Below are 12,400 nucleotides of genomic sequence, written 5' to 3'. Positions count from 1 at the left end.
AAATCCGAGATAATTACTGTGACATTCAGAAATTAAATTAGAACGAAATTCTTAATTTTGATAATTAAGGTGCTGAGGTTAATTGTGACTGTAATCGGTTTCTAGCTTAACTTTAAAAAGTAAAAATAAAGAATTTGGCAAGATTTTTCTGGTTGTTGTCACATATAATTATTTCGCCAAAACTAATATTTATTTTTTAAGTTAAGAGCTTGATGTGACAGGAGCTTGTCAAAGAATTGAAAAAGTTATGTCTATTCAAATTCCAGCAGATTTTAACAAAGGTGAAGTACACAAGTTAAGTCTCCAAGCTAGGTATAAAGAGTGTTTTAATTCTGTTAGCGTCGCGGGGCGTAGCCCATTCTGACACCTCGGCGGAGCGTCTCGGGCTTTGTTTGTTCAGCAATTCTGCTGTAAGTACCCAGACATGATATAGACTATGACGCATAAAAGTACTTTTTGCTTCCTTCTGTCTGTTTACAGTTTTAGCCTAAGTGAAGTCGCCTTCTGGGAATCTAAGCAAAAAAATCACTCCCTGCACATGTTGTCATGGAGTAAAAGATCGCTCTAAAGTGAAGTTATGTCTTTTCTAATCCCTCTCGGATTTTGGCCTTTTCCTAGCAAACAAACTAGTCATACTTAATCCAGTAACCAACAACCCCAATAGTCCTAGTCCGTTCAAAATCGGGTAGATTCTCTCTAAACCGAAGATTTCACCACGATGAATCGAAAGCAGTAGACTACGGGCGACTCCAAGGTTAGCTGACCACTCACCTACGAGGGTAGCTGCAATACCAGTTAATAATGTTACAGCAAGCGGTAAAGCCAAAATAATCGCCAAAGTCCGGTGATACTTGCGAAATGAACGCATTATCCAAATTCTCCAGTGGAAACTATCGCAGTTTAGAGCTTGATGAGGTACAGAACTGATCTAAAATTTTCTCATTCTGTGACTCCTCCTGTATGTCAATTAACCTTTAGAAACAGTGGCGATATTTGTGTCAAGTGTTTGTAACCCCTTAAGAGCTTTCGCTTTATCTTTTGCTTTCAGCGCACCTTTCACCTGAGTCGCAGCATCTTCGATTGTATTATAGGTTTTTGAAGATTTAGTTTTGACACCATCCTCAACCTTAGACCAAGAGTTTTCAAACTTATCAAATTCCTGTTGAGCTTTGTCAAAGTTTCCGGCTGACACCGCAGTTTTTGTATTTGAAACTACACTGACCAAAGTATTAAAACCTCCCTGCGGAGCATCAGGCGTTTTTGATACTGTTGTTCGCGCAGTGGCTTCAGTGGTAGCAGGAGTCTGGGTAGCAGATTCTTGAGCGCTGTTGCATCCTACCAATGTCAGTAAGCCAATTGCAGTAATAGGGATGATGTAAATTAAGCGTTTCATAATACCTCTGTAATAATGATAAATCGCCAAGTACTGACGGTATCAGCTACTAGATTAGCAAACCTGTTGTCTAAGAAGATGTTTGTAAAGTCTAATTTATCAGGACTTACGCACTCAAAACCTGAAACCTAGATCCCCCCTAACCCACGCCAGTCGCCTCAAGTCGGGAAACCCGCCCACAGCGCTGGCTCCCCTTAAAAAGGGGGGAACTTTAAAAGCCCCCTTTTTAAGGGGGTTGGGGGATCTCTTGTGCGTAAGTCCTATTATCTTAAATTAAAGGGTTTAAATGCCCCGCAGTCGCCACAACGGGGGAAACCCCCGCAAGGCGCTACTCTCCTTATGTAACTCTCTTCTTTAAGAGACTCTGCGCGTAGCTTGCTTCTCTGTAAGGGTACAATTTGGAATTTGGAGTTTAGAATTGTTAAGCTCCATCATTTTTGATTGATAATAAAGTGTTATTTATGACTTCTTTTCTGATTAAAAAATCTTGAATACGGTTGACAAATTCTTCTAACTCTAAAATTAAGTTAGTAGTACCTCTACGCTCTTGATGGTAAGCCAATTGTTCTAGTTTGTCAGCTGCTAGATACATAGCTGTGGCTCCAATGTTGGCACTAGAACCTTTAAGTTGATGAGTTTCTCGCGCAATTCGTTCAAAGTTATCAGATGCGATCGCTGCTTTAATTAATTCTAAACGGGGTTTCATATCTTCAAAGCATACTTGCAATAGATTTAATTCAAATTCTCGATCATTTCCCGATATCCGATGCAACTGTTCCCAATCAATTGCTAGGTCAGTGGAAACTGTCTGTTCATACACAACTGCCTCTTGTTGTGAAATGATCACGCCTGTCCAATGCTCTAGGGTCGCAGCTAATTTTTCTTTAAACACTGGCTTACTCAGATAGTCGTCCATTCCGGCATTGAGACACATTTGTTCATCTTGTTTCATCGCATTAGCCGTCATCGCAATTACCACAGGACGACGACGCAACACAAAGGCATCCTCTTGCCAACGATGAATTTCTTTTGTGGTTTCCAAACCGTCGAGAATTGGCATTTGGCAATCCATGAGAATCAAATCGTAAGGAATTTTTTCTAATAGCTGCAAAACTTCCTTTCCATTCGCAACCACATCGGCTTTATAGCCTAAACTCTGGAGTTGCTTCAAGGCTACTTTCTGATTCACCAAATTATCTTCAGCTAAGAGAATTCTTAACTTGAATTTAGTAGAGGCGTTAGGGGAAGAGGAAGTCAGAATGTCTGAAGTTTCTCTACTCTGGATTTTTTCAGTAGCTTCTAGTCTCCAGTCTCTAGCCCCTTGTTCTGATTCCGGCGCAGTTTCTAAAATAGTTATGATGGTATCGAGGAGTCGTGATGCCTTAATGGGTTTGACCAAATAAGCAGCAAATCCCATTTTGAGCGCCTGCTGTGCTTCATTCCGTTGATTATTAGAGGTGAGCAGAATCAAAGGTATCTCAGCAATTGCCGAATTGGCTTTAATTTGTTCGCCTATTGTCATGCCATTTGTTTGAAGTATTTGCATATCAACCAAAGCGACATGATATGATTTCCCCTGCTCACCAGCTGACTCAATAGCTTTGAGAGCAGCAGCAATACTGTCAGCGTGATCTACCTGCATTCCCCAATGACTAGCTTGATGGTAGATAATTTTGTAATTAGTAGTGTTATTATCCACCACTAACAAGCGGCGATCGCCCTTGGCGTTGGCGTTGGCGTTGGCATAGTGTGTCGCAGACAAGCCATCGGATTTTGGCAAAACAGGCTCAACAAGCTTTGTAAAAAGCACCTCAAACCAAAACTTAGATCCTTTCTCCATCTGACTTTCTACCCCAATCACTCCTCCCATCAAGGTTACAAGTTGTTTGCAGATGGCTAATCCCAAACCGGTACCACCATACTTGCGAGTGGTAGAAGCATCCACTTGGGTAAATGGCGTAAAGAGTTTGCGTTGGTCTTCAGGGCTAATGCCAAGACCAGTATCTGTGATGTCAAAGTGGATAGTGGCTGTAGTAGAGGAAAGCGATCGCAATTCGGCTTGCACTAATACTTCGCCAACGCTGGTAAACTTGATAGCGTTGCTGATTAAGTTCATGAGAATTTGCCGCAGCCTACCAGGATCTCCTTTGAGCAGGGTGGGGACGTTCTGCTCAATCAGGGCGGCAATTTCTAATCCCTTGTTATGGGCTGAAGGAGCCAATAATTCCACCACTTCTTCCACACAAGTCGATAGGTCAAAATCTAGAGTTTCGAGAGCCATCTGTCCAGCCTCAAGTTTGGAAAGATCCAAAATCTCGTTGATTAAACTTAAAAGGTCTTCTCCACTACTACGAATTGTCTCAATAAAATCTCGCTGTTCTGCGTCCAAGGAAGTATCTAACACTAAACCGGTCATTCCTAAGACAGCATTCATCGGAGTCCGAATTTCATGACTCATATTTGCCAAAAAGGCACTTTTCGTCTGAGAAGCTAATTCGGCTTGGCGACGGGCAATTTCAAGCTCTTTTCGCTGACGAGTTTCTACTGCTAATAGTTGGGCTTGGGCTAAGGCAATACCTACTTGGTCAGCTATTTCCCGCAAAAGATGAGTTTCAAAGCTAGACCACTGGTGAGAATCGTCAGACTGATGAACTACGAGTAAACCGCGAAGTTCTTCTTTGACTAGAATGGGCACAACCAAATTGACTTTCACCCCAAACTGTTGCATTAATTCCAGATGATTTTGTTCAACTTCCGGCAGATTGAAGTTAGCAAGCCCCAAAATCTGTCCTTGACGGTACTGGTGTAGATAGTACTGTTGTAGATATTCCGCTTGTAAATAGAGAGTGGTGATATTTTGCTCTTTGATTATTGGTAAGCCAGAAACTACTGCTTCAATAACGGTGGGTGCAGACTCATCTGGCAAAAGCTGATAGATCAAAACTCGGTCAGTCTGGAGAATCTTTTGTACCTCCTGAACAGTGATTTGGAGAATTTCTTCGATTTGCAAAGACTGGCGAATCTTCAGGGTGATTTCGGTAAATAATTGCGATCGCAAGTTTTGGCGTTGTATTTCTTCTTCAGCTTGTTTACGCTGGATAAATTGCCCTACTTGCTCACCAATCGAATTCATCGTTTTTACCAAATCTTGGTCAGGCGGCTGGATTTCCCGGTTGAAGCAGGTAATGACACCGATAATTTTGTGACCACTGCGGATTGGAAACCCGAAGGCTGCGCGTAGTTCTACTTGAGCGCTGATTTTGAAGCGGGAAAAACTGAGTTCTTTAACCACATCAGTGATCCAAACAGGTTCAGAACTAGCCCAAACCTGACCAGGTAGTCCAATTCCTGGTGGAAACGTGGTTTGCCGATTCAGCGCTTCAAATTCTTGTACCTCAAGGGGTACTTTGTGCCACATGTCGAGAAAACGCAACACATTTGCTTGCTGATCTACCATCCAAATTTCACCCAAATCCCATCCTAAACTCTCGCAAATCCCTTGCAGGATTTGGCGAGTAGCTTCGCTGATTGTGGCGGACTCGGCTAAAACGCGGGTTGCAGCATATTGTGCAGTCAGAAGCTGTTCAGATCGTTTGCGTAAGCGAAGCTCGTCGGAGACATCGGTGATGTCAATGCCAGTGCTAACAATGTATTCCACTCCTCCTTCATAGTCTTTTAAGAAGGTATTCGACCAGGCAATCAGTCGGCGACTGCCATCCTTCATTACCCAATAGTTTTCGTATTTCAAGAAGTCTTTAGTAATTAGCAATTGCTCAAAAGCTGCTTTGACTGACTCCAACTCTTCAGGAAGTATGAACAAGTTCCAGAAATACCTACCCCTTACCTCATCGAAGGAGTAACCTGTTATTTGCTCACAAGCTTGATTGAAACGAACAATTTGCCCTTGAGAATTGAGAACTACTACCAATGCGCCTGCTGTATCAACGACTGCTGCGCTAAAGTTGCGTTCTTGGTTTAAGGTTTCTTCTGTTCTCTTGCGCTCAATCACCTCACGATAGATCAAGTAGTAGACTACAGCAAGAACGATAAAACTTAGGCAGATAGCGATCGCAAGTGTCAGAATTGTGTTACGAGTCAGATCCTTTGTTGCTTGTAACTGCTGTTGAAGTCCTCCCCTTTGCTCGTTTTCTATCTCATTGATCACCTTGCGGATATTATCGATGAGATTTTGTTGATTATTTCTCATTAGTACTTGCAACGCCGTCTCTAATCCCTTGTTCTGGCGCAAGTCGATAGTCTGTTTTAGTTCCGTAAGTTTAGCCTTGATCACAGATTCAAGCATTGCAATCTGCTGTTTTTGGTTCGGTTGATCTGCTGCTAAACTCTTCAGTTCGGCAATTTCTTGATCGACGTTAGCAAGTGCTGTTTGATATGGTTTTAGATAAAGTTTTTCTCCAGTGAAGATGTAATTATTTTGTCCAATCTCAGCATCCTTTATGTGGGACAGTAATTTTTCTAGGCTGTTGATTTTTTTATAAGTATTTTTTACCATAGTGCGATTATTAGTAAATACTCTTGTATTTTGATAGGAAACCACACCAATCAGAACTAAAATTACCGATGCCAAACCAAAACCTGCCGCAATCATTGTGAAAAATTGCTTGCGTACCCTCTGCTCCTGTTTGTCTTTCTTGGTAATAAGTACCAAACTTGCTAAATTTCGGCGCAATTCCAATTGCTTCATGACTTGACGACCCAAAGCTCGTAATGCCTCCAATTGTTCTGGAGTAAGTTCCCGTGGTACGTAGTCAATCACACATAGGGTTCCTAGCGCGTATCCCTCTGAGTTAGTCAGAGGTACACCAGCATAAAACCGAATATTTGGATCAGATGTTACCAGTGGGTTTGTAGCGAACCGTTTGTCATCTGTTGCATCAGGCACAATAAAAACATCAGGCTGTAAAATAGCATGGGCACAGAATGCCAAATCTCGGTGTGTTTCTAGGGCATCCAAACCGACTTTTGACTTGAACCACTGACGGTTTATATCAATTAAGCTAATTAAGGCAATAGGAGTCTGACAAATATACGAGGCTAAACGCGTAAGGTCATCAAAAGCGGCTTCAGATGGCGTGTCAAGAATCTTATACTCCAAAAGCGTCTCGATTCTCTGTGCTTCGTTATTAGGTAATGGTGCTTTCATCTTCAGCCTTATCTATATTCTGGGAACTGAGGATTGGGACTGGGGGCAGGGGAGCAGTAAATAACCAATGCCCTTCAGGAGTGCTGAGTGCTGTTAGCGGATAGCTAGGGTTTAGCCCGTGCTGAATTAGGAATCTTACTTCTTCACTCAGAACTGCAACTTGGAACTCGCAACTCGGAACTGTTTTGCTCAATGCCCAATGCCCAGTTCAACAAACTTACTTTAATTAATGACAATAGTTTAGTTAAAAGCGTTAGCGTAATTTTACTGACTTCGCCTTATTAAATAATTGGTTTAAATAATCGGTCAAATGATTAAATCCCTACTGTATTTTTTGTGGGCTGGTTTATTTGAAATCGGGGGCGGCTACCTGATCTGGTTGTGGTTGCGCGAAGGTAAACCGTTTTGGTGGGGTATATTGGGTGGAATTGCTTTAGTTTTCTATGGGGTTATTGCAACTCTCCAATCGGCAAATTTTGGCAGAGTATATGCTGCTTACGGTGGCGTGTTTATCACAATGGCAATGCTTTGGGGTTGGAAGGTAGACGGGGTAACTCCAGACCGCTACGACCTAATAGGAGCTTGTTTAGCTTTACTGAGTGTTTTAATTATCATGTTTGCACCCAGACCTTAAGTAAAACTTCTATATTAATTAAGTTTAAGTTGGCACAAAATAAATATTTAAAGCTAAGTAAGTCGGCAAGAAAATTTCAATGTATATAAACAAATATAAATTAACGTCGGGTGTGTTAGACGAGAGTACGGCATCATCTATAATTCAAGGTGCCGTACTTTGAGCGCTAACGCACCCGACAATTTCAATTTCTTAACATAATTATAAATATTCTCACTTACATACTGATGTGGTTTTTAAACTTCTCCATATTTGGTATTTCTTGTGAATGCGTAAGTCCTAATAACTAAAAATTTGGAATTTTGTAGAGCTTCAATAAAATGGTATTCTTCAAAAAAAGATGCAATGATTCAATCGATACACCCTTATTTAAATTTTGGCAACTACAATCAGGATTATATTTTTTTTGTTAACATTTGAAGAAAATTCAGGTTAAGTATCTTTAAAGACAAAAATGTCTAACCAAAAGGAATCAAATGTAGTTAAGTATACAAAAAATAGGTGCTTAGGAAGAAAAACAAGTGTTGAAGAAAGTTGTAATGATTGGGGCTATCACCCTATTGATTTTGGGAGTACCGCTGATGGGCAACGCTTTTGCCCAAACACCAGCCGCGACTGTGCCTACTGCTGATACTGGAGATACGGCATTTATGCTGATTTCAGCAGCATTGGTGCTACTAATGACACCAGGACTGGCGTTTTTCTATGGTGGATTTGTGCGATCGCGCAACATCCTAAACACATTGATGATGAGCTTTGTGTTGATGGCGATCGTGGGAGTTACCTGGATTTTGTGGGGCTATAGTCTTGCCTTTGCGCCAGGTTTACCGTTCATCGGTGGATTGCAATGGTTCGGGTTAAATGGTGTCGGTTTAGAGATAACCAATTATCTCAAAGGGTCAAACCCGGCGGAAGTCGTCTCCTATGCTGGAACTATACCCCACCAGGCATTCATGATCTACCAAGCCATGTTTGCCATTATCACCCCAGCCTTAATTTCTGGGGCGATCGTTGAGCGGATGAGTTTCCGCGCCTATTCGCTGTTTGTCCTACTGTGGTCAACCTTTGTTTACGCCCCCCTGGCCCACATGGTATGGGCGAAAGGTGGATTTTTAGGTTTGTACGGTGGTTTGGGTGCCCTCGACTTTGCAGGTGGCACAGTAGTTCATATTAGTTCTGGCGTTTCAGCCCTGGTAGCTGCGAGCGTCCTTGGCGCTCGGAATACCCATCCCGATCGTCTTAGCCCTCCGCACAACGTTCCGTTTATTTTGCTGGGTGCTGGCTTGCTGTGGTTTGGTTGGTTCGGTTTCAACGCTGGGAGTGCCTTATCTGTTGCTAGTGGAACTTCTGGGGACTTAGTTACAAATGTGGCAACATCAGCCTTTGTTGCCACCAATACGGCGGCGGCGGCGGGAGCTTTAATGTTCCTAATTTTGGAAGGGGTTTTACGGGGTAAACCAACCGCTGTGGGAGCAGCTACAGGAGCCGTTGCTGGTTTAGTGGGCATCACTCCCGCCGCCGGATTTGTGACACCGCTATCAGCAATTTTAATTGGTTTCATCACCGCCTTTGTTTGCTTCTATTCGATAAGTTACAAGCACAAGCTAAAAATTGACGATGCTTTAGATAGCTATTTTGTGCATGGTGTTGGTGGTACAGTGGGGGCAATTTTAACGGGCATCTTAGCTACGACTGAAATCAACGCAGGAGGTAAAGACGGAGTGCTACGTGGTAATTTTGGTGAATTGGGAGTTCAACTAGCAGCAATTGCCGTTGCCTATGCGATCGCAGGTGTTGGTACCTGGATTATTCTCAAGATTATCGATGCTACAGTCGGTCTGCGAGTCAAAGAGGAAGCTGAATTACAAGGTTTGGATATCAACGAACACGGTGAAGAAGGTTACAACTCCGAGTTTGGCGATGGTTCTATTCAATAGTACTGAGTGCTGAGTCATTCAATTTTGGATTTTAGATTTTTCTTTCAATTCCTTCGGCTTGGTGCAGTCACTGATGGGGGAAACTTCCAAGACCGCGCTACTTCACCAAAATCCAAAATTTAAAATCCCAAATTGGGCTAATTTGCGATCGCTAGCGTTAAAATTTGATTCAAATAATGGGTAAATTTGGCTAGTCGTGTCTACTTCTGCAAAAACCTTTCCGCTCTGGGCATTTTTCTCGCTGTTAACCAACGGCATCCTCATGTTGGCGGTCATTCTGCTAATTTGGCAACAGCAGAGATTGGCCGCTTTTTTTGGGATGATAACACCCCCGGACCAAATCAACCTGAATAGCGATCGCCAAATTGCTACACCTGATTTGGGTCGCCGTCACCAACTCACTTACCAAGAGTGGGTAGACATCCTTAAGCAAGAAGCCAAGGTTGCAGCTGAACATCGTCCTCCGCATTTAAACATCCTGGTGGGAGATTCTTTGAGTTTGTGGTTTCCCCCGGAGTTATTACCTGAAGGTAAAAATTGGCTCAATCAAGGAATTTCTGGCGAAACCAGCAATGGACTTTTGAAAAGATTGAATATATTTGACCGCACCCAGCCAGAGGTGATTTTTGTGATGATTGGCATTAATGACCTAATTGGAGGGATGAGCGACAGGGTAATTTTAGATAATCAAGGGCAAATTATCAATTACCTCCGAAAGGTGCATCCCACAGCACAAATTGTTGTCCAATCGATTTTGCCACATGGGGCAGAAGAAGCAACTTGGAAAGGACGAGAAAAACTGTTGCTTGTTGCCAATAGTCGCATTAGTGAGTTGAATCAGCAACTGCAAAGCATATCTACCAAAAAAGGTGTTAAATATCTCGATTTATATCCCCTATTTACCAACAAGGAAGGTAATCTCCGCCGCGAATTTACTACTGATGGCTTACACTTAAGTCCTGAAGGCTATATAGTTTGGCGTTCTGCATTGCAGATTTATAGCGACATCGAATTAAAACCCCAGCCTTAACGTCCTTCTCTTGAAAAAGGCTAAAGCCCAAAAAGAATTAATATCTTTGAATACAAGTGTGTATGAATCGCGTCAGAGCGCGAGAAAATAAAAAATAGTGGTTTAAGTAGACAAATCTAATGGATACAAAAGCTTTTAAGCGCAGCCTCCAACATTCAGAAAATTACAATCGCAAAGGCTTTGGTCATCAAGCAGAAGTTGCTACCCAGTTGCAATCTGAGTATCAGAGTAACTTGATTCAGGAAATTCGCGATCGCAATTACACTCTGCAACGAGGTAATGTGACAATCCGACTAGCACAAGCCTTTGGCTTTTGCTGGGGTGTAGAACGGGCTGTGGCAATGGCATACGAAACCCGTCAGCACTTCCCCACAGAACACATCTGGATTACTAACGAGATTATCCACAACCCTTCTGTAAATCAGCGTATGCAGGAGATGGAAGTAGAATTCATCCCCATTGAAGGAAAGAATAAAGACTTTTCTGTTGTTGGTACTGGTGATGTAGTCATATTACCTGCTTTTGGGGCTAGCGTTCAAGAAATGCAGATACTTCACGATAAAGGCTGCAAAATTGTTGATACAACTTGTCCTTGGGTATCTAAAGTTTGGAATACAGTAGAAAAGCACAAAAAAGTTGATTATACTTCTATTATTCACGGTAAATATAAGCACGAAGAAACAGTTGCTACTAGTTCTTTTGCGGGCAAGTATTTAATAGTCTTGAATTTGCCAGAAGCAGAATATGTTGCTGACTATATTATCAATGGTGGAAATCGTGAAGAGTTTCTGACAAAGTTTGTTAAAGCTTGTTCAGCAGGATTTGACCCCGATCAAGATTTAGAAAGAGTTGGCATTGCCAACCAAACTACAATGCTTAAAGGCGAAACTGAGCAAATTGGTAAGCTTTTTGAGCGGACTATGTTGCACAAGTATGACCCTACCGAGTTAAATCAGCATTTCCAAAGCTTCAACACTATTTGTGATGCCACCCAAGAACGGCAAGATGCCATGTTGGAGTTAGTGCAACATAATTTAGATTTGATGGTAGTAATTGGTGGGTTTAATTCATCGAATACTACTCAATTGCAACAAATTGCTTTTGAGCGGGGAATTCCTTCTTATCATATTGATACTGTTGAGCGCCTTAAATCAGGATATTTCATTGAACATCGGCAATTAAATGGGCAGTTAATAACTACAGAAAACTGGTTGCCAGATGGAGAAATTGTTGTGGGAATTACTTCTGGTGCCTCCACGCCAGATAAGGTGGTAGAAGATGTGATTGAGAAAATTTTTGCTGTGAAAGCAACAGCAACACTGGTTTAACAGTTCTCAGATGGACTGACAAATAAAAAAACATCCAATTACTTCTTGTGGTGTGGGCATCTTGCCCGCCTTTAATTGCTGGCGGGCAAGACTTCGGCGTGAGCGCTCAGTCGAACCCTGCCCACCCTACAAGATTGGATAATCCATAATTATTAATTAGTGTCAAGTCTTAGTTAGTAATAATTTATAATTAGGAATACGAGAATATCGATGAGGTTAGGTATTGGCTTTACCAGTGCTATATTTAGAGACAATACCACTTCGTAATACCCTGAGGGAAGCTGCACTTCCCGCGTCTACATAATTAAGAAAGTTATATTTGAATGGCTGCAAGAGATGTTTTTCATAATGCTGTTAGAAAAGGGCTAGAGAAAGAAGGCTGGATGATTACAGATGATCCTCTAGAAATTGAAGTCGGTGGAGTTCAAATGTACATTGATTTGGGTGCAGAGGCAATATTAGCAGCTGAGAGAGCAGGAGATAAAATAGCGGTTGAGATTAAGAGTTTTCTTGGTGCATCAAATATTTAGGAATTTCATACAGCGTTGGGTCAATGTTTCAACTATAAAATTGCTTTAGAGATTCAAGAACCAGAACGAGTTTTATACTTAGCTGTTCCTTTAGGAACTTATAGCAGCTTCTTCGCATTGCAATTTATTCAAATTGTTATTCAACGAACTCAACTAAAGCTAATCGTTTACGATCCTGTGAATGAGGTGATTGTAGAATGGAAAAATTAGAGCAATATCGAGGTTATATTCAACAATCACTGGCAGAATATGCTAGTCGAAGTTCGTCAAAGAGTGAAATAGAAAAACAAGTTATTTTTGATACTATTCATGATCACTATCAATTAGTATATAGGACTCCTATTTGATTTCTGAACAAGACTAAGAGAGAATACGGAGAGGTTT

Annotated in this window: 9 protein-coding genes and 1 pseudogene; 6 read left to right on the top strand and 4 right to left on the bottom strand. The window is 41.7% G+C overall.

From position 1 onward, the window contains the following. Window positions 1–586 precede the first annotated feature (586 nt). The 4 genes from PUQ00_RS23910 to PUQ00_RS23895 all read right to left on the bottom strand — a co-directional run bounded on the left by PUQ00_RS23910 (window position 587) and on the right by PUQ00_RS23895 (window position 6,750). Window positions 587–868, bottom strand: a complete 282-nt coding sequence (locus PUQ00_RS23910) for a peptidase (RefSeq protein WP_300421526.1) — start codon at window positions 866–868, stop codon at window positions 587–589. Between the two features lie 99 nt (window positions 869–967). Then, window positions 968–1,393 (bottom strand): DUF4363 family protein, encoded by a 426-nt coding sequence (locus tag PUQ00_RS23905; protein WP_300421524.1) that lies wholly within the window; start codon window positions 1,391–1,393, stop codon window positions 968–970. Between the two features lie 421 nt (window positions 1,394–1,814). Next, window positions 1,815–6,557 (bottom strand): GAF domain-containing protein, encoded by a 4,743-nt coding sequence (locus PUQ00_RS23900; protein ID WP_300421523.1) that lies wholly within the window; start codon window positions 6,555–6,557, stop codon window positions 1,815–1,817. Next, on the bottom strand, window positions 6,538–6,750 hold the full coding sequence (locus PUQ00_RS23895) for a hypothetical protein (RefSeq protein ID WP_300421521.1): 213 nt from the start codon (window positions 6,748–6,750) through the stop codon (window positions 6,538–6,540). Before PUQ00_RS23895 ends, PUQ00_RS23900 begins: the two co-directional genes overlap by 20 nt. 117 nt (window positions 6,751–6,867) lie before the next feature. Between PUQ00_RS23895 and PUQ00_RS23890 the strand changes: the two genes are divergently transcribed. The 6 genes and pseudogenes from PUQ00_RS23890 (at window position 6,868) to PUQ00_RS23865 (ending at window position 12,363) form a co-directional block, all read left to right on the top strand. Further along, window positions 6,868–7,191 (top strand): YnfA family protein, encoded by a 324-nt coding sequence (locus PUQ00_RS23890; RefSeq protein WP_300421520.1) that lies wholly within the window; start codon window positions 6,868–6,870, stop codon window positions 7,189–7,191. Between the two features lie 521 nt (window positions 7,192–7,712). Then, on the top strand, window positions 7,713–9,128 hold the full coding sequence (locus PUQ00_RS23885; RefSeq protein ID WP_300421518.1) for an ammonium transporter: 1,416 nt from the start codon (window positions 7,713–7,715) through the stop codon (window positions 9,126–9,128). A gap of 196 nt (window positions 9,129–9,324) precedes the next feature. Continuing rightward, a complete protein-coding gene (locus PUQ00_RS23880; RefSeq protein ID WP_300421516.1) occupies window positions 9,325–10,158 on the top strand; it encodes an SGNH/GDSL hydrolase family protein in 834 nt (277 codons plus the stop codon). A 119-nt stretch (window positions 10,159–10,277) separates the two neighbouring features. Beyond that, on the top strand, window positions 10,278–11,486 hold the full coding sequence (locus PUQ00_RS23875; protein WP_300421513.1) for a 4-hydroxy-3-methylbut-2-enyl diphosphate reductase: 1,209 nt from the start codon (window positions 10,278–10,280) through the stop codon (window positions 11,484–11,486). Window positions 11,487–11,809: 323 nt separating this feature from the next. Then, window positions 11,810–12,226: pseudogene (locus tag PUQ00_RS23870) on the top strand (XisH family protein). Further along, window positions 12,214–12,363, top strand: coding sequence for an element excision factor XisI family protein (locus PUQ00_RS23865; RefSeq protein WP_300421511.1), 150 nt, complete (start codon window positions 12,214–12,216; stop codon window positions 12,361–12,363). Before PUQ00_RS23870 ends, PUQ00_RS23865 begins: the two are co-directional and overlap by 13 nt. The last annotated feature ends 37 nt before the right edge of the window (window positions 12,364–12,400 follow it).

The organism is Nostoc sp. S13 (assembly GCF_029379315.1).
Classification (GTDB): domain Bacteria; phylum Cyanobacteriota; class Cyanobacteriia; order Cyanobacteriales; family Nostocaceae; genus Nostoc.
Note: the sequence above shows the minus strand (reverse complement) of the source record. Positions and strands in the feature narration are given on the sequence as shown.